Genomic DNA, 21,770 nt, shown 5'->3' with positions numbered 1-21,770 from the left:
GTTACGAAAATTGTTATAAAAAAATTTTGATGATGATAGCATCATTCAGTAGTTAAAAGGATTTTCCATCTGCTTCAGTCTATCAGGCTTACTTTATCAGCGCTTCTTTTTACATATTCACCCCAGGTAAGGTTATCTTTTCCCTCTTCGTTTGATTGCGCTTTTTCAATAGCATAACCAGCAGCCGTTTCCACTACCCATGCAAAATTCTCTTCACCCACGCTGTTCCGGTCTGCATCAGGCGCCGGGTTACAGAAATCTATTGCATACGGAACGCCGTCACGCAGTGCAAGCTCCACCGTATTAAAATCATAGCCAAGATATTTATTAATGCGCAATACAATGTCTTCCATCTCCTTCAGTTTTTCAGCGCCGGGCGTAAAACCTGCAACGTAACGCAAATGATGCGGGTTACGGGGCTCATAAGGCATTATGCGCACGTGCTTGCCACCAATGCAATAACACCGGTAGTATTCTTCAAACACTATCTCTTCCTGCAGCAGCATTACCAACTGGCCTGTTTCATTATGTTTCGCATAAAAATCTTCTTTGTCGTTCAGCTTATAAACATTTTTCCATCCTCCGCCGGCGAACGGCTTCATGTAAGCGGGGAAACCGATATAATTGAAAATACTTTCCCAGTCTAAAGGATATGCAAGATTTGAAAAAGACTCGCCGGTGGTATCAGTGGGTAAATCGTAAGAAGGCAGTATCACCGTTTTAGGAACAGGCACATTAATTTTTGTAGCAAGGCAGTTATTAAAAAACTTTTCATCGGCGCTCCACCAGAATGGATTATTGATAACAGCCGTTCCGGTGAGGGCTGCATTCTTTAAAAAGGCCCGGTAAAAAGGCACATCCTGGCTTATGCGGTCTATTATAACAGAATAACCGCAGGGCTCTCCCTGTATTACTTTATCTATGTGCACGGGCTCTGCTGTTATGCCATCAATATTTTTACTGTTTACTCTTTCTATAAATGCCTCAGGAAAGGTTCTTTCTTTACCGAATAAAATACCGATCTTTTTCATACGATTAAATGTTTGGAGTGAATAAAAATAAGTGCTGACACGGATAAAACTTTGCGCTGTTAATTTTTATTGAAGATAACAGGTTCAAATTAAACTATCATAAACAACAGCGGTTTATTTTTTACGCTTGAAATTTATTGATGCCGGGCCCGGCGGTTTAGGTTATTTAACTTTAAACAGGCAGTTTAAATAAATAACATGAGTTTGGATAACAGTTTTTAACTAACCCAATGGTTTAGCTTTGGGTGAATAAATTGGTTTTTAAAAGGCTTTAGCCAAAATGCACTTTGGCCAAAGCCTTTTAGCAAATATTATTTATTCCCAGGCCTGAAGGCCTAGGTTATTCAGAACTTGCCTTAAATATTTATAGCTTTTTTATTTATTTGCCAAATACTTTTCCAGCATCACATTCACAATTTCGTTCCAGCCGCCATTAAAGCTTGTAACTGTAAAATCAGGCCCGTTTTCTGCAAAGCTTTCCAAGCCTTCATGTGTAAGCTTTAAATGCGTTTTATCACCCTCTTCAAATAATTCAAACGTTACAACCGTATAACCGGGATAGCCTTTGTAAGCCCAGCTATACTGTAATTTTTTATTGGGAATAACTTCCAGCACCTTGCATATATGCACATATTCTTCTCCTTTGCTGCCCTGTCCTGCAAAGCTGAATTCAAAACCTTTTTCGGGCTTAAAATCGCTTACATTAAAATACCATTTACGCATTTCATCTTTATCAGTTAAGGCGTTCCAAACCTGTTCAACAGGTGCGTTATAAAGTTTTTCAACCGTTACAATGCCATTACCCATGTTATTTGTTTTAGTGGTTATTGATCTTTTTTTCAGCTTTTATATTTAAAACATCTTCCAGCTTTTTAAGTTTTGTTTGCCAGAAACTGTCGAAATAATTTATCCATTGCTGAACAGCGTTAAAGCCATCCTGTTTTAATACGCAATGCCGTTGTCTTCCTATAGTTTGAATAGATATAAAACCGCCATTGTATAATACTTTTATATGCTTTGAAACAGCAGGGCGGCTCATGTCAAAATTTTCAGCAAGCGCATTAATGGTTAAACTTTCTTTTGAAAGCAATTGCAATATCTGCCTCCTGCTGGGATCGGCGATTACCTGGAAGGCATCAAGGGTTGTTTGTGCCATGTTTTGCTGTATTAATAAGTTCATTAATCTTCTGCATATTCTTTAGCCATCCGGTATTCATAAGTGCAAACATATTTCTATCCGCTTCCCTGAAACCTGTATGGTTAAGCTCAAGTTCCGTTCCATTATCTTTCTCATGCAGCGTCCATTCAACAATTGAATCAAGCGTTATCTTATTATTGCCGGGGCCGCCTTTCCATGAATAAACCAATTTCTTAAACGGGGTTACTTCCAGCACTTTGCAATACACAACGCCGTCAAAATTAAAATTGGGCAAGGCGCGGGTAGTGAACTTAAAATCGTAGCCAACCACCGGCTTAAAATCATTCTTCATAAGCCATTGCTCAATTAATTCGGCCTTTGTAAGATACTCCCATACAATATTTGGCGGTAATGAAAAGAAAATTTTGTGTTGAATACTGGTTTGCATAATATGTGACTTAACGGTTACGCAAATATATATGTAACTTTTTAGTTACGCATTTTTTTTGTTTTTTTTAATGATAAAAACAATTGTTTCTACAGCAGATTGAGTGCAGCTGCCGGAACTGCAAAAACCGAATATTTATGGCCTGGCCGCACATGAAAAATTTGCAGGAAATGCAGCGCCTGAAAACTATTCTTAAAAAAACAATCACTTTTCCCATTTTCATTTGTTTACATTAGGTTTGCTGCCACTTTAAAAAAACGGGACATTCAAAATTTTTTACATGAACTTCAAGCGCATTAATAATTATACGGGCTGGATAGTTTGCCTTATTGCCTGTACTGTTTATATAATGACCAGCGAAGCTGGCGGCAGCCTTTGGGATTGCGGTGAATTTGTGAGCAGTGCTTTTAAAGTACAGATTCCGCACCCGCCCGGTGCGCCATTGTTTGTTTTGCTGGGCAGAATTTTCATAGTGCTGTTTGGCGATAACCCTATGACCGCCGCTAAAGCCGTGAATATTATGAACGCTCTTGCCAGCGGCTTTACCATCTTATTTTTATTTTGGACGATAACGCATTTTGCCCGCCGTATTGCGCTGGGCAACAGCAAGAACAATAACGAGCTAACCAAAACGCAACTGGTAACCATTATGGGCGCTGGTATAATTGGTGCATTAGCTTATACATTTACCGATTCATTCTGGTACAGCGCTGTTGAAGGTGAAGTATATGCATTAAGTTCTTTCTTTACCGCCATTGTTTTCTGGGCCATTCTTAAATGGGAACATACGGCTGATGAACCCGGTGCTGACAGATGGATTGTGTTGATCTTCTTCCTGATGGGCTTATCCATTGGTGTGCACCTGCTGAACCTGCTAACCATCCCTGCTATTGTAATGGTTTATTTCTTCCGCAAGCGCGAACATTTCCGTTATGAGGTTATAAGAAAATATTTTATAAGGCTTACTGTTATCGGTGGTATTTTAGGTTTTATTGTGGCGTTGGCAAGCGCCAGTGCGCAGGCCGACAGTTCAAGGGGTGTGCCAATGGACGCTACTGTTGCGGGCCTTATTCTTTTAGGTGCAGCAGCAGCAATAGGTTTATTATATTTGGTTGAAGGCTATAATAAAGACCGTAAAGATTTTTATGGTGGCACTTACATATTCTTTGTACTTAGCTGTATTATCGTTGGTGTAGTACAGGTGGGCGTAATCCAGGTAACAATTAAGGCTGCCGGTTATTTCGACATCTTTTTTGTGAATTCACTGGGCATGCCATTCTTCTCCGGCTTTACCGTATTTTTTGTGCTTTTGGCGGCGCTTATATGGCTCGGCCTGCGTGTTGCTTCAAAAAAAAGCTGGTATTATTTGCGCCTCGGTTTATGGTGCCTGGCTTTTATGCTGATAGGTTATAGCTCTTATTTAACCACGCTTATACGCAGTAATGCAGATCCTGCTGTTGACATGTATAATGTAGATAACCCTATGAGCCTGGTTGGTTATCTTGGCCGTGAACAATATGGTGATTTTCCCATACTGTATGGACAAAAATTTACAGCGCAGCCCATCGATTCTAAAGAATCTGATTCTTACCAGAAAAGTAAAGACAAATACATAAAGGTTGTCCGCAGCTATAAATACGTTTACAATAAGGAAGATAAAATGGTTTTCCCGCGTATGTGGGATGCCAGCAACGACCAGAACCATGCGGATTATTATGCCGTGTTTATGGGCATTCAGAAAAAGCAGGACGGCACTTATGAGCGCCCGCCTACTTTCATGGATAACATGCGTTTCTTTGTAAGCTACCAGAATTACTTCATGTACCTGCGCTATTTCTTTTGGAATTTTAGCGGCAGGGAAAATGATTTGCAAGGTTTATATGCAGGCAATGTACGCGATGGCAACTGGATTTCAGGCATTCCGTTTATGGATAGCGCATTGTATGGCGATCAAACCTATTTGCCTGACAGCATAAAACACAATAAAGCGCATAACACCATGTTTATGCTGCCCTTTATTCTGGGATTGATCGGCATGTTCTATCATTTCCGCAAAAAAGGCAGTGATGCTTTGGTTACACTTTTACTTTTTTATTTCACCGGCTTTGCCATTGTCATTTATCTTAACCAGGCAGGTTACCAGCCGCGTGAACGTGATTATGCTTATGTGGGTTCTTTCTATGCATTTGCAATATGGATTGGCCTGGCGGTACCTTACTTTACAGAAATGGCCACCAAATGGGACCCGAAGGCGTTAAAATCAATGTTAATCTCAGGCGGCATTTTTGCAGCGCTGTTTTTATTTGGCGCACTTGCAGCGGGCGGCGGCATAGGGCTCGGTATTGGTTTTGCCATTTTGTTTGGCGCTATTGCAGCAGGCGTTCCTTATATTTTTAAAATGCTGAAAAGCCCCTCAACCATTGCTTACGCAGCTATAGCTGTATCACTGGCGGTGCCGGTGTTAATGGGCCAGCAGGAGTGGGACGATCATGACCGCAGCAAAAAGCAACTGGCCCGCGATATAGCCAAAGATTATCTTGAAAGCTGCGCGCCCAATGCTATTCTTTTCACCTTTGGCGATAATGATACTTACCCGCTTTGGTATGCACAGGAAGTAGAAGGTGTGCGCCGCGACATTCGTGTTATTAATACAAGCTTGCTTGGCACAGACTGGTACGTGAATCAGCTTCGCTATAAAGTGAATGAAAGCGATCCGATTGATTTAATTCTTTCCGCAGACCAGATTGAAGGTAACAACCGCGACGTGGTTTTCTTTAACGCAAACCCGCAATTTCCTGAAGACCGCTTTTATGATCTTTACCAGATGATGAAAGATTATGTGGGAAGCGATGTTTCGCTGGTTGGCGCACAAAACGGTAACCGGTATAATACTTTCCCGGTACATAAAGTTGCACTGCCGGTTGATAAGCAGCTCGTATTAAGCAATGGTACTGTTAACGCAAACGACAGTATTGTGGATGCCGTTCGTTTCAGCATTCCTAAAAATAATTTGTATAAGAATGACCTGGCTATTTTATGCGTGATTGCTGCCAATAAATGGAAACGTCCTATCTATTTCACCATGCCTTACGGTGAACTTGGATTTAGTAATTATATACGCAGGGATGGTTTGTCTTACCGCCTTGTGCCGGTTGAAGGCAGCGGTGTAAATACTAACTGGACGTATAATGTAATCATGAATAAATTCGGGTTTGGCAGCGCCAATATTCCCGGTGTTTATTTTGATGAAGAAAACCGCAGGCATTTAAACACAATACGTAAAGCTGAAGTTGACCTTGCATTTGACTTGATTGAAAAAGGCAAAAAAGATTCGGCAAAAGCTGTGTTGCAAAAAGTGGATAAGAATATGCTGCAGGAAAACTTCCCTTATGGAATGGTTAGCCGCGGCAACGATCATAACCAGCTTTCACTGGCTGTAATGCAGGCAGCTTATATGGCAGATGATAAGGCGCTGGCTGAGAAAGTTGCCAACTCTGTAAAAAAGGATTTGCAACAGCAGATGAAATATTATAATTCGCTTTCAGGCTGGCAGGCAAATGGATTAACATATGAAAAACAGGGCGCCCAGGAATTACTGGACCGCCTGAGCCAGGTGCAGCAGGTATTAGGTGGCGGCAATCTTCCCAAAGCGCCTGAAGAAGGCGGGGAGTTAAAGCCGGCTGTAGATTCAACAGATACCGCTAAATAATAAGCATTAAAAAATAACTTTAGCCACAAAGGCACTAAGGCGCGAAAAGATTAACGCCTGGTGCCTTTTGTGTTTTGCGGTATAGCCCGTTGTAAAATTTGTTTTACAGGCCGGGTGAATTATTATTCAACATCTGCACTGGTATAATACTGAGTTTTTTTGTGGGCTCCTATCAAGCTTTTTAGGAATTGGTGGCGGCATTATCATGTGCCCGCATTAATAAGCCTGCTCGATTTTCCGGCGCATGTGGCCACGGCAACTTCTCATTTTGTACTGCCGATAATGGCGCTTGCGGGAACGTGGTTTGGTGCTTCCTGTTTTAGCTAAAGAAACAGGGTAGTATTTTTTGTTTATGGATTGTTACTGATCCTGTAAATAAACTTATTTTCAAAAGTATCAATCAGGTTTTGCATGTCTTTGCCATTGCTTTGGTAGCCGCCGAATTTATTGGTGTTGTCAAATGCTCCAACTAAACCTATTTTGGAATGTTCTTTACCTGATTGATGATAAACGAGGTTGAAAGTATATGAAGTGCCATTGCTCTTTAGATGAACGTCCGCATAATATCTAAATCCATTTTCTACAGTACCTGTTGTGTCGGTTATTTTAAAATTTAAGTTATCATCAGCTTCATCAATATTGTATATCTTATTTACAAGGTCATCCTGTTTAAAGAAAAATTATATTCTTTCATTGGGGGATTAATAGCACTTATCTGCAAAACAAGATAAGCAATTTTAATAACCCAAAATGCAACTATGCAGAGTGCACAAAAGAGTATAAGCCGCTTCCAGTTCATTGAGTTGTAAAGTTTAGGTGGCACCTTGCCACGACAAGAGCATTAATTTTATTGATAGCAGTTGTTTATAACTCTCTCAGCAAATCCACCACACCTTCTTTCTTCAATATTAAATAACCCAAACGGTCGTTGCTGATGCCTTCTTTTAAAGTATAGTTGAAGTAAAGTTGTTCATCTTTTACTTCAGTTTCAAAATAACGGAAAAGTATGTTGGGGAATTGTTTTAATCCATCACCAATTTCATATAAATGCGTGGAGAGAATAAATAAAGCACTGCGTATTTTAAGTAAGCCTTCAATCACGGTTGAACTGCATTTCATGGCGTCCTGCACATTGGTGCCTTTAAACAATTCATCAATCAGCACCAGCCAGTTTTTACCGTCGGTTATTTGCTCAATGGTTTTGCGGATGCGCTGCACTTCATTAAAGAAATAACTTTCGCCTTTTATAATGTTATCAATCACATGGATATTACTGATTAATCCGTCAAAGAAATTCAATTGCAAATGCCGGGCAGGTACGCCCATACCGATATGCGAAAGATAAACGCTGATGCCAACAGCTTTTATAAAAGTGCTTTTGCCGGCCATATTAGCGCCGGTGAGAAATAAAAAATTTTTTTGCGGGGTTAATGCAATATTGTATGCAACAGGAGTGGGCAGTAATGGATGATATAATTGTATGGCCTCAAAATGCGGAACGATATCCTGCGTAAACTGCGGAAAAGTAAATTGATATTTTATGCAGGCAGTGGCAAGACTGTATAAAGCATCGAGCCGGCTGTAAATTTCAATCAGTTCCTGCGCATCCTGCTTATAATGAAAACGTATAAAATGCCCGAACTTTAAAACAGCGGGCAATGATAATTTTTTTTCTTTTTTATACTGAATAATTTCCTGCACAATGGGTTTGGCCAACAGCATCCTGGTGCGTTCCATCAGCACATGCAGCGCCGCCGGGTTGTTTGGTTTGTACAGCAATTGATAAATGCCGTGCATGCCCTGTATAAAATCAATAAAATGGGAAACAGAATAACGAAGCAGTGAATAATCAGGCGCATATACAACTTTATAAATATTGCTGCTGATGATATCGGTGCTTTTGGGAATATTATCAATATGCGATTCGTAAAACTTTTCAATCATTAACACAGAGCCGTTGGTAATAATTTCAGGCCATTGATTATGTACAGCGATTATTTGCTGCAGCACCTGCTGGCGCTCTTCAATTTCAGCTATGGAAGAAAGAGTGGTTTTAAGATAATATTCCAGCCATATAACACCATTGCTCGTTTTGCAAAAATTGAGGTGGTGCATTAAAGACTGCTCTTCGTTATGATCGAATATGGAAAGATCGTAGAGTGTTGTTTTGTCTATGTGCATGTGTTTTTAGTTGATTTGTTGAGAAGTTGATTGATAAGGAATGTATGAACGAGGCAACCAGTCAACTAATCAACTAACGCATAAATCTTAATCTCATTCCCTTATTAGATTCATCAAACGCTCCATTTGCATAAATTAAGTTGCCGTTTATAAAAGTATGTGTAACCGATGAAGGAAATGTAAAGCCTTCCAGCGGGCTCCAGCCGCATTTATATAAAATGTTTTCCTTGTTTACAGTGAAGGGTTTATCTAAATCCACCAGCACTAAATCTGCAAAATAACCTTCGCGTATAAAGCCTCGGTCTTCAATGCTGAAACAGGTAGCCACGGCATGGCTCATTTTTTCAACAATCTTCTCCAGCGTTATCTTTCCTTCTTTATAATAATGCAGCATCAGCATTAATGAATGCTGCACCAATGGTAAGCCGGAATGCGCTTTTTCGTAAGAAGACCTCACCCCGGCCCTCTCCAAAGGAGAGGGAGCCAACAGCCCTTCGCCGTTCCTGTAAAAACCTTTTTCTTCCAAGGTGTGCGGTGCATGATCGGTGGCGATAACATCAAGCCTGTCATCAAGCAAAGCAGGCCATAAAGCCGCTTTATTATTTGATGATTTTATAGCAGGGTTGCATTTAATCTGGTTGCCGAGGCGTTCATAATCATCGCTGGTAAAATGCAAGTGGTGTACACAAACCTCACAAGTAATTTTCTTTTCTTTTAAAGGAATTAAATTGGTAAATAACTGCAATTCTTTTTCAGTGCTGATATGCAGGATATGCAGGCGGCTTCCGTATTTCTTGGCAAATTGTATAGCTCGAAATGATGATTCAAAACAGGCTTCTTCATTTCTTATAACAGGATGGTCGGAAGGCTGAAGCGTGCCTTTTTCTGCTTTTAATCTTGCAAAATTTTCTTTGATGATCTTTTCATCTTCACAATGCGTGGCAATCAATAATTCTGAATTGCCGAAAATTTTATCAAGCGCCAGCGGGCTGTCAACAAGTAAATTTCCGGTGGAAGAACCCATGAAAATCTTTACACCGCAAATGTCTTTACGCTTTTCGTTGCAACGCATTACTTCATCATAATTATCGTTGCTGGTGCCCATGAAAAAGGAATAGTTGGCGAGTGAAGTATGCTTGCCAATGCTGTATTTGTCTTCCAGCAATTGTTGTGTAAAAGCCGGCGGTTGCGTGTTGGGCATTTCCATAAAACTGGTAACGCCGCCTGCAACAGCCGCTTTGGATTCCGTATAAATAGTTGCCTTATGTGTTAAGCCCGGTTCACGAAAATGCACCTGGTCGTCAATAGCGCCGGGCAGCAAATGCAGGCCGGTTGCATCAATTTCTTTTATCACATATTTAAGGCTGATATTGGGCGCAATCTTTTCAATCCTTCCATCTTTAATTAATATATCGCTGTGAAAGGTTTTGTTTTCGTTTACAACCGTTGCGTTCTTTATAAGATAATTCATTGTTTAATGAAGGTTTGTTGCAAATTAAGCATACTGTGGTTTAAGCTGATAAAATTCATTAAAGATTAATAGCTGCTGAGCAAATCAATAATAACTTGCATTCAAAAATCAGATGTGGAATTCAATTGCCGTTTTCTGCGGCTCCAAGTTTGGGAATAATAAATTATTTGCACAACACGCCGAAGCTGTTGGTGTATTACTTGCGCAAAAAAATATTCATCTGGTATATGGCGGCGGAAGAAGAGGCCTGATGGGCGTTGTGGCCAATGCAGCTATAAAAAATAATGGAAAAGTAACGGGTGTTATTCCTTCTTTATTAAGCGAAAAAGAAGATATACATGATGAACTGGAAACCCTGCACGTTGTTGAAACCATGCATGAGCGTAAAAAGAAAATGTTTGAATTATGCGAAGCCGCTATCATTCTGCCCGGCGGCTTTGGCACAATGGATGAATTGTTTGAAATGATAACCTGGAACAACCTGAGCATTCATGATAAAACCATCATCCTGCTTAATTCGGATGGCTATTATAACAACCTGCTGGCGCATTTAGATCAGATGCAACGCGAAGGTTTTTTATATACGCCCTGGAATGAAAGTTTTTTTACAATATCGGACCCGAAGGAGTTGATTTCCTTGATGGTTTAAGATAAATATCAAAGCCGCCGCGGATGATGGGCGTTGGGTGGCCATATCCGTCAAGATATGGGGAGTACTTATCCTTAAGCAGATCCAAGCCAATCATAAAAAAATAGCTGCCCTGGTTTACGATGTGCTGCCCGTAACCCACGCCTCCGATTAAGCTTACGGCGCTAACTGTATTTTTATAACTGATATCAGAATTCAGATATTTCTCTTTGTAATTAATCCAGTTTAATTCAGGCTGCAATTGTGCAAATAAAAAGGGCCACGGCCATGCCCTTACAAAAACGCCACCTCCATAGTTAAAGCTGGAATATTTCACACTATTGTAATAATCTTTTTGTGAGTAGTAATTAAGATTGAGAATAACGCCTGCATCCATCCACCTGTTAAATGAATAGCCTATTTCGGGATTACCGCCAACAGCAAAACTGCCCGATCCAAAGCCAAGCGATAAGCTTCCACCTAAAAATATATTCTCTTTTTTAAATCCTGCCGGCTCATCATAATTATCATCGTTGTATTGCGCCTTAATAGCGGTTAAGCTTGTTAGTGCCAGTATAATTAAAATGAATTGTTTCATTGTATTGGTTTGATCTTAAACGTAAAGATGTAGCAGAAATTTTAAACATTAAAAAAATTGAGGTGCTTTAAGATTTTGTTGGGATGAAGAAAAATTTTTTGCAAACGCTGAGCAGAAAACCATCTTTATTATCTTCCGGTCTCAATTTTATAATATGGGGGTAACAGCAAAGCATATAATAATCAAAGGAAAAGTGCAAGGTGTATTTTTTAGAAAGTATGCCAAGCAAAAAGCCACAGAACTGGGTTTGAGCGGGTGGGTAAAAAATATAATATCCGGCGATGTTGAAATGTTCGCACAAGGAAATAAAGAAGCTGTTATTGAACTGCTGGAATGGTGCCGGCAGGGATCGCCAGCAGCAAATGTAGAAAAGGTGGAAAGCCGCGATGCGGCAGCAGACACAAATCTTTCAAACTTTTCAGTGCATTACGATTAAGAATTAAACACAGCGGCGTTAAAGGCCGGGACTGTGCCTCTTTGAATAATACCACCGCCAATTACATCATCGCCTTCATAAAACACAGCACTTTGACCAGGTGCAATGCTTTTTACATTATCATAAAACCTGACGCGGATATTACCGCCATCATTATACAAATTGCTTAACGCGCCTTTATCCTTATAACGGATTTTTGTGAATGCTTCTCTTCCGTCTTCAATGCCATTGTATTTAAGCCAGTTTAATTTGGTAACTGTCATTTCCGTTTGCTGCAAATCTTCTTCATCACCTAATACAACTGTATTGGTTGCAGGTTCAATAGCCGTTACATACACAGGGCGGCCCAGGGCAATATCCAAACCTTTCCGTTGCCCGATAGTATAAAAAGGATAGCCTTTATGCTGTCCTAATTTCAAACCGTTTTTATCAACAAACCAGCCGCCGTTAACTTCTTCTTCAAGGCCCTTAACACGATGCTTTAAGAAGCCGCGGTAATCATTATCAGGCACAAAACAAATTTCATAACTCTCGCTTTTTTTAGCCAGTTCAGGATACCCGTAATCGTGCGCCATCTGGCGTATTGCTGTTTTATGATATTTCCCTAACGGAAGAATAGTACGGCTTAATAAATCCTGCTGCAATCCCCATAAAACATAGCTCTGGTCTTTCAGTTCATCCAAACCTTTGCTTATATAAAACCTGCCGTTTTCATGTTGTTGAATATTGGCATAATGCCCGGTGGCAATAAAATCACAACCCAATGCATTGGCGCGCTTCAGTAAAGCCCGCCATTTAATATGCGTATTGCACATCACGCAGGGATTGGGCGTTCTGCCGGCAAGATATTCTTCCACAAAATTGTCAATAACAAAATCGCCAAACTCTTCGCGTATATCTAAAATAAAATGCGGGAAGCCATTCTGTACAGCCGCAGCGCGGGCATCGTTAAAACTATCGAGGTTGCAGCAGCCTGTTTCTTTACTGCTGGTGCCGCTGCTGGCATAATCCCATGTTTTCATGGTAATGCCCACCACTTCATATCCTTCATTATGAAGCATCAACGCCGTAACGGTACTGTCAATACCGCCGCTCATTGCCACTAAAACTTTTCCTTTCCTGCTCATAACTTATCCCCGTGGGATTTTTGCAATTTTAAAAACTGCAAATATACAATGGTTTAAAAAGATGCAGATGGTTTTGAAAGCTGCAGCGTAATGTTGGCATTTTTTAAGAAGATATTTAAACACTTAAACCGGTTTCATGATTGCCGGCCTTATACAGTAACTAACATTACTTTTGCTTTATGGGATAATTAATTCCATAATAAGAGGGATTATCATGAAAAAATTTTATCCATATAAAATAAAAAAAGGATCGACGGTTAAAATGTCTGAACTATTGCAGCACCCGGAACTGATTGATTACAGGATGGACGAACAAATATGCCGCATAACTGACAATTGTAAACCTGAAGATTTTATTAAGAAGGAATGCCTTGATTCATTAACCGGCGACCAGCTTTACCAGGTTAAGACTGCATATATTGATGACAGGACATTTATAGTACTTAAAAGCCTGCTGGAACCACTCACTGAAATTGTTACTGTTGAAGAGTAAGGAACTCAGGGATATAGTTGAAGATAAATGGTTGCACTCTGATAAAAGCAATTGCGGTTTTTTCTATTGCAAAATCATTAATGCTAAAACAAGTACTGCCAAATCTCCTGAATTTCATCTTAACCCTTTCCTTAGCACATTTGGTTCCCCGGATATTATTACTAATGGCATAAGTGATTTATTGGTTTTACTGCTTTTATATACAGGAGGAATGTTGTTTTATATGTTTTAAGTTGATTACTGATTAATTACCATTCACACCCGGTTAACAAAAGCAAAGGGATATTGAAATATCTTTACACCCAATTTTAAACCAATGAGAATATTTTTGGCTGCAGCAATTTTAATATTCTGCACTTCTCTTAAAGCCCAGTCGCAACCAGGATACGAGGTAAAAGCCACTACTGATTTCAAGAACGCGAAAATGTATCTTGGTACTTATTATGGTAAAAATAAACGGCTTTCAGATTCTGCCATAGCAGATGCTAACGGCCTGGCCATTTTTAAAGGAAACACAAAATTACCGCAGGGCATTTACTTTATAGTATCGCCGAAATATGTAATACTCTTTGAATTGCTGATGGATGAAAAGCAACATTTTTCACTTGCTTATGATTCTACCAAACCCGGTGAAATAAAATTTACCGGCTCGCCGGATAATGAATTGTTTTCAGATTATACCATTTTTCTTTCCAAAGTTTCACCCGAACTAAATGCGCTGCAACAACAAATGAAAGCAGCTAAAACAGCAGCCGATTCATCATCTGCAGCAAAACAGCTTGCAGCAAAAGCGGGAGAGTTAACAACATTCAGGAATAACATTGTTAAGAACCAGCCCAACAGCCTGCTGGCGAAATTGCTGGAAATAGCAAAGGTGCCCGAAAGGCCGCAAATGCCAAAGCGTGCAGATGGAACGCTGGATTCGCTGTATCCATTTTATTATGTAAAGGATCATTACTGGGATAGTGTTGATTTTAATAATGACATGATATTGCACACGCCTTTTTTTGATTCGAAGCTTGATGAATATTATAAATATTATGTGTCACCCAACCCTGATTCAATTATCAATGAAGTGAATTATATGATGCTCGCTTCAAGGGAAAATAATGATGTGCATACTTATCTTCTGGGAAAGTTTACTGATAAATACATCAATCCGGAATTCATGGGGCAGGATAAGGTTTTCCTGTTTTTGTTCCAGAACTATTATTCAAAAGGCGATACAACCTGGCTGAATGAAAAGCAGCGCAAATATATTTTTGACCGGGCCTACAGTTTAATGGCCAACCAGATAAATGAGCAGGCATCTCCGCTTGAGCTTTCAGATACATCCGGCAGGGCGCTATCGTTGTATAATATAAAAGCGCCATTAACGTTTGTTGCTTTTTGGGATCCGCATTGCGGGCATTGCAAAACGCAGATTCCCAGGCTTGATTCTTTTTACACAGCGAAATGGAAGAATGAAGGCATAAAAATTTTAGCGGTTTGCACTAATGATGCTGTTGTTGACGACTGGAAAAAATTTATTGTTGACAATAAATTGAATGGCTGGTATCATGGTTATGAAACACCACAGAAGAAAGCGGAGCTTGCTGCCAACAAACAGCCCGATTACCGGCAGCTATACGATATATTTCAAACGCCAAGTTTCTTTTTGTTAGATGAGAATAAAAAAATAATAGCCAAAGGGCTAAGCCTTGAACAATATGATGAGCTGATCGCTGCCAAACTAAAATCATTACCAGTTTCCCAATAACTGTTATGAAAAAGATTGTTTTCTTATTTGCCTGTTTTGCAACTGCGGCAAGTATTGCTAATGCGCAAACTCTGTTTACGTATGGAAAATATAAAGTTTCCAAACAGGAATTTTTGGAAGCCTATAACAAGAACCCTGATTCTTCGGGTAACAGACAGGAAAGAATGAAAGAATACCTTGACCTGTATATAAATTTCAAATTGAAACTGCAGGCCGCTTATGACGAAAAGATAAATACAAATGCAGAGCTGAAAGCTGAAACAGAAAATTTTAAAACGCAGCTCACAGATAATTTTATCAACAAGCAGGCAAATCTCGCAGGCCTCGTACATGAAGCATTTTTGCGCAGCAGGAAAGATATTTTAGTGCAGCAGGTCTTTGTTCAGTTTGACGGCGCTGATACCAGCGCGGCGTATAATCAAATATCAAAAGCGCTGAACGAATTAAAGGCCGGTAAAAATTTTGAAGAAATTTCTGTTCAATATTCCAACGTTCAGGCAGTAAAGGATGTCAAAGGAATTGTAGGCTACATAACTGTATTCACCTTGCCTTATTCAATCGAAAATATTATTTATAATCTCAAACCGGGCGGCTTTTCTGCAATATACAAATCAGGCGCCGGTTATCATATTTTTAAAAATGTGAGTGAAAGGCCTGCCATTGGGAGAAGAAAAATTCAGCAATTATTATTTGCTGTGCATGATTTTTATTCTGATGCGCAATTGAATGAAGTGAAGCAGCAGGCTGATTCTGTATATAATCTTTTGCAAAATGGAATTCCATTCACCGCATTGATGCCATTGTATGGCCATAATTATGATGGCAATGATCCGGATAACACTATTGAAGTAAAAGCAGGAGAATACACAGATGATTTTGAAAAAGAAGTTTTTGATTTGAAAGAAACAGGCGATGTTTCAAAACCGTTTAAAACTGCGTATGGCTATAATATAATCAGGCTTGTTGAAAAACTGCCGGTGCCTTCCAATGAAGATGATGCAGCATTTGAAAGCTATCTGCAAACACAAGTACAAAATACAGGCAGGCTTGATGCGGCTAAAAAAAATCTTGTTAATAGTTGGCTTGGCATAACAGGATTTAAAGAAGCAAGCTATAATAAAAATGATTTATGGATATATACTGACAGTTCATTAAGAAATAACGGCAAAATATTTGCGTCGTACAAAGCCGTAAAACCGGGAATGGTTTTATTTCAATTCGCAGGCAGAAAATTTACAGTTGAAGATTGGATGAGTTACCTGCAATCCAGGGATATATTTTCAAGGGAGGAACCTTCCAGCTATAGCAGGCAAATGAATGATTTTATTTGGCTAAGCTGCAATGAATATTACAGGTCGCATATTGAAGACTTTGATCCGTCAATCTCAGAACAGTTAAAAGAGTTTAATGAAGCCAATATGCTTTTTTATATTATGGATAAGCATGTGTGGAGCAAAGCTTCTAACGATACGGCAGGTTTAAAAAAGTATTATGAGCTGCATAAAGGCAATTATACATGGCAGAAAAGCGTTACTGCACTTGTAATATCGGCGCCCGGGCAAGCTATTGCAGATTCAATTGCATTGAAAATAAAAAGTAATCCTTCAAAATGGCGAAGCATTGCAGCAGCTTATAATGAAGTATATGCTGACAGCAGCCGGTTTAATGTGAACGAATTGCCGGTAAAAGCAAAGCTTGAATATGAAGCGAATTTTCAAACATTGCCGGAAAGCAATGAGGCAGGGAACGTTTATACTTTCGTTCACGTATTAAGTTCCAATGATAAGCCTGAACAAAAAAGTTTTGAAGAAGCCAGGGGTGCAGTTATAAACGATTATCAGGAAGAGATTGAAAAGAATTGGATAAAAGACCTCAAAGCACAATACCCGGTTTTCATAAATGAACCTGTTTTAAAAACGCTGCATTAAATAATTTAATTAACAAATACTTAGTAAAAGATAAATATTATGTATTTATTAAAAAATAATATACCTGTTTATAGGTTTCTATATTTTGTTAATGTTAATTTTGCACGCATTTTATATGGATATAAAACCCAAAACCACAAATAATTCTTCATGGTACAAGTAATTACTGGAACTCTGATAGGTTATGTACTAACTTTCTTCCTGCTGCCTTTAGTAATCAAATTTGCAAGTGATAATAATCTTTACGATGTTCCGGATGAGCGTAAAAGACATAATCACGGGGTTTCTTCATTAGGGGGCGTTGCTATATTCTCAGGCCTCATTATGAGTTTGCTTTTAGTATCTGATTTTAATGAAATGCACCTTGATTTCCAATATTTCATTGCTGCGTTTTTTATTATTTTCAGCGTTGGCGTGGTTGATGATATTTTTGTTTTAAAAGCCTGGAAAAAATTCCTGGGCCAATTTCTTGTTGCGGCCATGCTTACTTTAAAAGCAGGTGTGTTAATTACAAGCCTTCATGGTTTTCTGGGAATATATGAATTAAGTTTTGGTGCAAGTGTTTCCATAAGCTTCTTTACCATTTTATTACTTATTAATTCTTTTAATCTTATTGACGGGGTTGATGGGCTTGCGGGTTCCTTAGGTTTTATCTCCTGCCTTTTATTGGGTGTTTTCTTTTTAATGAATAATGTGTTCACGTATGCTATACTCGCATTTTCAATGTGCGGCGCCCTGCTTGGATTCTTAATGTATAATTTTCCGCCTGCAAAAATTTTTATGGGCGATTCCGGCTCTACTTTAATTGGGTTAATTACAGCTATACTTGCTATAAAATTTGTGGAAAGCGGCCCAATACAGTCAAGCCTTGCAAACCAGTCAACACCGGTAATTGCATTTGGCATCCTGCTTATACCATTGATGGATGTGCTGCGTGTATTTGCACTCAGGATATATAAAAGACAATCTCCCTTGATACCGGACAGGAACCATCTGCATCATCTTTTGCAGAATAAGGGGCTGTCGCATGCTGAAGTAACTATTACTTTATTACTTTCTCAATTTCTTTTTGCCGGGCTTACGTTTATTTTACAGGACATTAATATCAATATAATACTGGGCATACAGTTTGCCGCTTATTTCACATTGGTATATGTTGTAAATAAGTATATCCCTGTTCGCAAGAAAATGCATATTGTGCCTGCCGAAATTACAAGCGCCAGCCTGCAGGGCACAACTAAAGTTTACCAGATTTACCCGGCTGCCGAGAAAGTTTCTGTTGGGGAAGATTCTTAATTTTTTTTGAATCCTTAGATTTGCGCATCTAAAATATACTATTATGGATCCTGAAGAATTGGAACTGGTTATGGATGATGCCGAATCGTCTATGCAAAAAGCTATTAGTCACCTGGAAGTTGAGTTAACAAAAATCCGCGCAGGCAAAGCAAATCCTACGATGGTTGATGGAATCTTTGTTGAATATTATGGAAATCCTACTCCAATCGCACAGGTAGCTAATATTTCAATACTTGATGCAAGAACAATAAGCATTCAGCCCTGGGAGAAAAATATGTTGCAGGCAATAGAAAGGGCAATATTACAGGCGAATATTGGTATAACACCGCAAAACGATGGTAACCAGATACGGCTTTTTCTTCCGCCATTAACGGAGGAAAGGCGTAAAGAACTTTTTAAGAAAGCAGGCGGCGAAGGAGAGCAGTCCAAGATTGCCATAAGAAATATCAGGCGGGATGCTATTGAAGAGATAAAACGCCTGCAAAAAGATGGATTAAGCAAAGATGCAGCGGCTGATGCAGAAGAGTCCGTGCAGCAAACCACAAATAAATTTATAGCGCTTGTTGACAAACATCTTGCTGCAAAAGAAAAAGAGATGATGGCTATATAAGGGTTTATTTGAATAATATTTTAAGGGTTTCAATTACTGAAACCCTTTATTTTTTATTTATAGTTGCGGGTTGACACATAAAGTTTTCGCATGCATCAGCCATAATAAATAAAATGCATATTACATCAATTGTTATGTTTGCAATCCAAGAAGTATTTGTGAAACGAATGGCAGTACAATAAATAAATTATTCAAAATATTCTTGTACAAAATCTTTATCATAAAACAATAATATAGCTATGAAATGAAGCATAAAAATTTTCTGGCAAATTCATGCCTAATGCGATAAAAATTTTTATGCAGAATTCCATCTGACAATTGAAAAAACAAAAAAAATATACAGATGAAAAAATATGCTGATATAGGCCTTATAGGGCTTGCTGTAATGGGCGAAAACTTAGTGCTTAATATGGAAAGCAAAGGCTTTACGGTAGCTGTTTATAACAGAACGGTTGAAAAAGTTGACAAATTCATGAGCGGGAGAGGGGCCGGTAAAAACTTTATTGGCGCTCACTCTATTGAAGAGCTTGTAACTTCCCTTGAAAGGCCCCGTAAAGTAATGATGCTTGTAAAAGCCGGCCAGCCGGTTGATGATTTCATAGAGCAGATTATTCCTCATCTTGAACCCGGTGATATTATTATTGATGGCGGCAACTCACATTTCCCCGACACTATTCGCCGCACGAAATATGTAGAAAGCAAAGGTTTCCTTTATATCGGTACCGGTGTTTCCGGCGGAGAAATAGGGGCCCTTCGCGGCCCTTCAATTATGCCTGGCGGAAGTGCTGCGGCCTGGCCTGCCGTAAAAAATATTTTCCAGTCCATTTCGGCAAAAGTAGAAGATGGTTCACCTTGCTGCGATTGGGTGGGCAGCGATGGCGCCGGGCATTTTGTAAAGATGGTTCACAACGGCATTGAGTATGGCGACATGCAGATTATTTGCGAAGCTTATCAGATAATGAAAGATTTACTGGGCATGACAACAGACGAGATGCACGAAGTGTTTAAGAAATGGAATAGTGAAGAACTCGATTCTTATCTTATAGAAATTACAGCAGATATAATGGCTTATAAAGATAAAGATGGCGTGCCCATGCTTGATAAAATACTGGATGCCGCAGGGCAGAAAGGCACTGGTAAATGGACAGGCACTGTGGCGCTTGATATGGGCGTGCCATTAACGTTGATTGCTGAATCTGTTTTTGCACGCATGTTATCTTCACAAAAAGATATGCGTGTGGAAGCATCGAAAGTGTTAAGCGGGCCCAAGCCTGAATTTAGCGGCGATAAAGCGCAAATGCTCGATGATTTAAAGATGGCGCTATACGGCGCAAAACTTGTTTCCTATGCACAGGGTTATGATTTATTGATGGCTGCCGCAAAAGAATATAAATGGGATTTGCATTACGGCGATATAGCGCTTATGTGGCGCGGCGGTTGCATTATTCGCTCTGCATTTTTAGGTGATATTAAAAAAGCATTTGATAAAAATCGAAACTTGCCTCACCTATTGCTTGATTCATTCTTTGCACAAAAAACCGAAGCTGCGCAAAGCGGCTGGCGCAGGCTTTGTGCTGCCGCTTTAACCAATGGTATTCCTGTGCCTGCATTAGCTTCAGCGCTTTGTTATTTTGATGGCTTCCGCAGTGAACGTTTACCGGCGAATCTTTTACAGGCGCAGCGTGATTACTTTGGTGCACATACTTATGAGCGTGTTGATAAACCGCGTGGTGAATTCTTTCATACCAACTGGACGGGTGAAGGCGCAGATACTGTTTCAACAGCTTATAATGCATAAATCATTTTCGAATCATTAATTCAAAAAGGGCTTAAATAAAAATTGCATCAGCAAACGCTGATGCAATTTTTTTATTAGCTTAATGATGAAATTGCTGCATGATAGTGCAAGTATGCAGGGTTGGCTTCGTGTATTGCGTTTGCTTTCTGCCTTTGCTTGAATCAATAAATGGCCCCGGTTTCTAAAAAGTCATAAAGATAAATTTAAGGATAGACCAGCTAGTGATTCGCAAACTGCAAATTAATATTGCAATTGAATTATTATCGTGTTGTGTGTTGGAAACTCATCAATGAAAAATTAATGGTATGAAAACATTGCTCCTTATTTCGACTGTCACCTGTTTATTATTGAATCATTCATCTGCCCAAAGTGCAAACGCTGAACAGTTGATGGATGGTTTTAAAACAGGCAAATATGAAATATCAGATTATAATACAGCCTGCTATTTTGCTTTAGCTGGAAATAAGCCGGCGGCATTGGTTTATCTTAAAGCGGCCATTAATGCCGGGTTCTCAGACATGAAAACATTGATGCAGGATAGCGACCTGGCAAGCCTTCACACAGAAGCCTCATGGAACGGCCTCGTTCAGCAAACGAAAACAAATGAAGAACGCTTTGCCAAACTAAAAGTTGCTTTCTATAACCAGCAGGATTTCTGGGAACCGGCTACGCTAAAAACACCTTATGCTTTAAACATAACGGAAGATGAAAAGATTGCAGGCTTATCAAAGCTCAAAGTCATTTTTTTATAACGACCTGCCGGTGACCTCGTCCCCATTTAATCATTTCCATAATGATTTTTCCAAAAGAGCGGCAATGTTCTGTTGGTTCATATTCTATCAAAACAGGTGTATCGGCATACACATTTCGTTTTACCAGTTTGCTCAGCTCCATTTCTTTTAATTCCCTTGATAACATGCGGGTGGTAATGCCGGGAATGCTACGTTCTATTTCCCGGAACCGCCTGTTGCCGTTGCAGATAGAATTAATAACAGGCAGCCGCCATTTGCCGCCGACAAAATATAGTGTATCTTGTAATGCACGCAATTCTTCCGCCTGGTCTCTTGTTTTTGCCATTATTGTAAATTGATATACTCTGTGATACTGGTTACAAATGTA

At 39.4% G+C, this 21,770-nt stretch carries 21 protein-coding genes; 12 read left to right on the top strand and 9 right to left on the bottom strand.

The window, feature by feature from the left end; translation table 11 throughout:
- Nucleotides 1-74: 74 nt before the first annotated feature.
- The 4 genes from BM015_RS15480 to BM015_RS15465 all read right to left on the bottom strand — a co-directional run bounded on the left by BM015_RS15480 (nt 75) and on the right by BM015_RS15465 (nt 2,617).
- Nucleotides 75-1,031, bottom strand: coding sequence for an ATP-grasp domain-containing protein (locus tag BM015_RS15480; RefSeq protein ID WP_090660477.1), 957 nt, complete (start codon nt 1,029-1,031; stop codon nt 75-77).
- 375 nt (nt 1,032-1,406) lie between these two features.
- Entirely contained in the window at nt 1,407-1,838 is a 432-nt protein-coding gene (locus tag BM015_RS15475; RefSeq protein WP_090660474.1) for an SRPBCC family protein, read from the bottom strand.
- A gap of 10 nt (nt 1,839-1,848) precedes the next feature.
- Nucleotides 1,849-2,187 (bottom strand): ArsR/SmtB family transcription factor, encoded by a 339-nt coding sequence (locus tag BM015_RS15470; RefSeq protein WP_090660469.1) that lies wholly within the window; start codon nt 2,185-2,187, stop codon nt 1,849-1,851.
- Entirely contained in the window at nt 2,168-2,617 is a 450-nt protein-coding gene (locus BM015_RS15465; RefSeq protein ID WP_090660466.1) for an SRPBCC family protein, read from the bottom strand. Before BM015_RS15465 ends, BM015_RS15470 begins: the two co-directional genes overlap by 20 nt.
- 280 nt (nt 2,618-2,897) lie before the next feature.
- On the opposite strand from BM015_RS15465, the gene BM015_RS21880 reads away from it, so the two are divergent.
- Both BM015_RS21880 and BM015_RS21420 read left to right on the top strand, forming a co-directional pair.
- Nucleotides 2,898-6,326, top strand: coding sequence for a glycosyltransferase family 117 protein (locus tag BM015_RS21880; protein WP_245751452.1), 3,429 nt, complete (start codon nt 2,898-2,900; stop codon nt 6,324-6,326).
- 159 nt (nt 6,327-6,485) lie between these two features.
- Complete coding sequence (locus tag BM015_RS21420) at nt 6,486-6,653, top strand: hypothetical protein (RefSeq protein WP_218148511.1); 168 nt, start codon at nt 6,486-6,488, stop codon at nt 6,651-6,653.
- A gap of 537 nt (nt 6,654-7,190) precedes the next feature.
- Here BM015_RS21420 and BM015_RS15455 read toward each other — a convergent pair.
- Together BM015_RS15455 and BM015_RS15450 are read right to left on the bottom strand one after the other, a co-directional pair.
- Nucleotides 7,191-8,507: a MutS-related protein gene (locus BM015_RS15455; RefSeq protein WP_090660461.1), complete on the bottom strand. Its 1,317-nt coding sequence runs from the start codon at nt 8,505-8,507 to the stop codon at nt 7,191-7,193.
- A 73-nt stretch (nt 8,508-8,580) separates the two neighbouring features.
- A complete protein-coding gene (locus BM015_RS15450; RefSeq protein ID WP_090660459.1) occupies nt 8,581-9,978 on the bottom strand; it encodes a dihydroorotase in 1,398 nt (465 codons plus the stop codon).
- Between the two features lie 112 nt (nt 9,979-10,090).
- Between BM015_RS15450 and BM015_RS15445 the strand changes: the two genes are divergently transcribed.
- Nucleotides 10,091-10,627, top strand: coding sequence for an LOG family protein (locus BM015_RS15445; RefSeq protein WP_090660456.1), 537 nt, complete (start codon nt 10,091-10,093; stop codon nt 10,625-10,627).
- Here the strand turns inward: BM015_RS15445 and BM015_RS15440 are convergent.
- On the bottom strand, nt 10,584-11,204 hold the full coding sequence (locus BM015_RS15440; protein ID WP_090660454.1) for a hypothetical protein: 621 nt from the start codon (nt 11,202-11,204) through the stop codon (nt 10,584-10,586). The genes BM015_RS15445 and BM015_RS15440 overlap by 44 nt on opposite strands.
- Nucleotides 11,205-11,358: 154 nt before the next feature.
- On the opposite strand from BM015_RS15440, the gene BM015_RS15435 reads away from it, so the two are divergent.
- The gene (locus BM015_RS15435; protein ID WP_090660451.1) at nt 11,359-11,640 is read left to right on the top strand and encodes an acylphosphatase; all 282 of its coding nucleotides are present in this window, start codon (nt 11,359-11,361) and stop codon (nt 11,638-11,640) included.
- On the opposite strand, the gene mnmA is transcribed toward BM015_RS15435, so the two are convergent.
- Nucleotides 11,637-12,767, bottom strand: coding sequence for a tRNA 2-thiouridine(34) synthase MnmA (gene mnmA / locus BM015_RS15430; RefSeq protein ID WP_090660447.1), 1,131 nt, complete (start codon nt 12,765-12,767; stop codon nt 11,637-11,639). The genes BM015_RS15435 and mnmA overlap by 4 nt on opposite strands.
- Before the next feature lie 262 nt (nt 12,768-13,029).
- Between mnmA and BM015_RS15425 the strand changes: the two genes are divergently transcribed.
- The 8 genes from BM015_RS15425 (at nt 13,030) to BM015_RS15390 (ending at nt 21,403) form a co-directional block, all read left to right on the top strand.
- Complete coding sequence (locus BM015_RS15425) at nt 13,030-13,260, top strand: hypothetical protein (protein ID WP_177191927.1); 231 nt, start codon at nt 13,030-13,032, stop codon at nt 13,258-13,260.
- Nucleotides 13,250-13,492: a hypothetical protein gene (locus tag BM015_RS15420; protein WP_090660441.1), complete on the top strand. Its 243-nt coding sequence runs from the start codon at nt 13,250-13,252 to the stop codon at nt 13,490-13,492. Before BM015_RS15425 ends, BM015_RS15420 begins: the two co-directional genes overlap by 11 nt.
- A gap of 84 nt (nt 13,493-13,576) precedes the next feature.
- Entirely contained in the window at nt 13,577-15,019 is a 1,443-nt protein-coding gene (locus BM015_RS15415; protein WP_090660438.1) for a TlpA family protein disulfide reductase, read from the top strand.
- A 5-nt stretch (nt 15,020-15,024) separates the two neighbouring features.
- Nucleotides 15,025-16,947: a peptidylprolyl isomerase gene (locus BM015_RS15410; protein WP_090660435.1), complete on the top strand. Its 1,923-nt coding sequence runs from the start codon at nt 15,025-15,027 to the stop codon at nt 16,945-16,947.
- Nucleotides 16,948-17,097: 150 nt separating this feature from the next.
- On the top strand, nt 17,098-18,243 hold the full coding sequence (locus BM015_RS15405; RefSeq protein ID WP_090660431.1) for an MraY family glycosyltransferase: 1,146 nt from the start codon (nt 17,098-17,100) through the stop codon (nt 18,241-18,243).
- Between the two features lie 43 nt (nt 18,244-18,286).
- On the top strand, nt 18,287-18,853 hold the full coding sequence (gene frr, locus BM015_RS15400; RefSeq protein ID WP_090660428.1) for a ribosome recycling factor: 567 nt from the start codon (nt 18,287-18,289) through the stop codon (nt 18,851-18,853).
- A gap of 343 nt (nt 18,854-19,196) precedes the next feature.
- On the top strand, nt 19,197-20,651 hold the full coding sequence (gene gnd / locus BM015_RS15395; RefSeq protein WP_090660425.1) for a decarboxylating NADP(+)-dependent phosphogluconate dehydrogenase: 1,455 nt from the start codon (nt 19,197-19,199) through the stop codon (nt 20,649-20,651).
- 305 nt (nt 20,652-20,956) lie between these two features.
- Entirely contained in the window at nt 20,957-21,403 is a 447-nt protein-coding gene (locus BM015_RS15390) for a TPR end-of-group domain-containing protein (protein WP_143075886.1), read from the top strand.
- On the opposite strand, the gene BM015_RS15385 is transcribed toward BM015_RS15390, so the two are convergent.
- A complete protein-coding gene (locus BM015_RS15385) occupies nt 21,390-21,728 on the bottom strand; it encodes a winged helix-turn-helix transcriptional regulator (RefSeq protein WP_090660419.1) in 339 nt (112 codons plus the stop codon). The two genes, BM015_RS15390 and BM015_RS15385, sit on opposite strands and share 14 nt — an antisense overlap.
- Nucleotides 21,729-21,770: the final 42 nt, after the last annotated feature.

The sequence above is a fragment of the Parafilimonas terrae genome (genome assembly GCF_900115755.1).
Lineage (GTDB): Bacteria > Bacteroidota > Bacteroidia > Chitinophagales > Chitinophagaceae > Parafilimonas > Parafilimonas terrae.
The sequence above is the reverse complement of the archived record's forward strand: the minus strand, read 5'-3'. Positions and strand labels throughout refer to the sequence as shown.

Coding starts and splice junctions, on each gene's coding strand:
- BM015_RS15480 (WP_090660477.1), bottom strand. CDS start 1,031: ATGAAAAAGATCGGTATTTTATTCGGTAAAGAAAGAACCTTTCCTGAG.
- BM015_RS15425 (WP_177191927.1), top strand. CDS start 13,030: ATGTCTGAACTATTGCAGCACCCGGAACTGATTGATTACAGGATGGAC.
- BM015_RS15475 (WP_090660474.1), bottom strand. CDS start 1,838: ATGGGTAATGGCATTGTAACGGTTGAAAAACTTTATAACGCACCTGTT.
- BM015_RS15435 (WP_090660451.1), top strand. CDS start 11,359: ATGGGGGTAACAGCAAAGCATATAATAATCAAAGGAAAAGTGCAAGGT.
- BM015_RS15450 (WP_090660459.1), bottom strand. CDS start 9,978: ATGAATTATCTTATAAAGAACGCAACGGTTGTAAACGAAAACAAAACC.
- BM015_RS15465 (WP_090660466.1), bottom strand. CDS start 2,617: ATGCAAACCAGTATTCAACACAAAATTTTCTTTTCATTACCGCCAAAT.
- BM015_RS15455 (WP_090660461.1), bottom strand. CDS start 8,507: ATGCACATAGACAAAACAACACTCTACGATCTTTCCATATTCGATCAT.
- BM015_RS15440 (WP_090660454.1), bottom strand. CDS start 11,204: ATGAAACAATTCATTTTAATTATACTGGCACTAACAAGCTTAACCGCT.
- gnd (WP_090660425.1), top strand. CDS start 19,197: ATGAAAAAATATGCTGATATAGGCCTTATAGGGCTTGCTGTAATGGGC.
- BM015_RS15415 (WP_090660438.1), top strand. CDS start 13,577: ATGAGAATATTTTTGGCTGCAGCAATTTTAATATTCTGCACTTCTCTT.
- BM015_RS15385 (WP_090660419.1), bottom strand. CDS start 21,728: ATGGCAAAAACAAGAGACCAGGCGGAAGAATTGCGTGCATTACAAGAT.
- BM015_RS15410 (WP_090660435.1), top strand. CDS start 15,025: ATGAAAAAGATTGTTTTCTTATTTGCCTGTTTTGCAACTGCGGCAAGT.
- BM015_RS21880 (WP_245751452.1), top strand. CDS start 2,898: ATGAACTTCAAGCGCATTAATAATTATACGGGCTGGATAGTTTGCCTT.
- BM015_RS15470 (WP_090660469.1), bottom strand. CDS start 2,187: ATGGCACAAACAACCCTTGATGCCTTCCAGGTAATCGCCGATCCCAGC.
- BM015_RS15390 (WP_143075886.1), top strand. CDS start 20,957: ATGAAAACATTGCTCCTTATTTCGACTGTCACCTGTTTATTATTGAAT.
- mnmA (WP_090660447.1), bottom strand. CDS start 12,767: ATGAGCAGGAAAGGAAAAGTTTTAGTGGCAATGAGCGGCGGTATTGAC.
- BM015_RS15445 (WP_090660456.1), top strand. CDS start 10,091: ATGTGGAATTCAATTGCCGTTTTCTGCGGCTCCAAGTTTGGGAATAAT.
- frr (WP_090660428.1), top strand. CDS start 18,287: ATGGATCCTGAAGAATTGGAACTGGTTATGGATGATGCCGAATCGTCT.
- BM015_RS15405 (WP_090660431.1), top strand. CDS start 17,098: ATGGTACAAGTAATTACTGGAACTCTGATAGGTTATGTACTAACTTTC.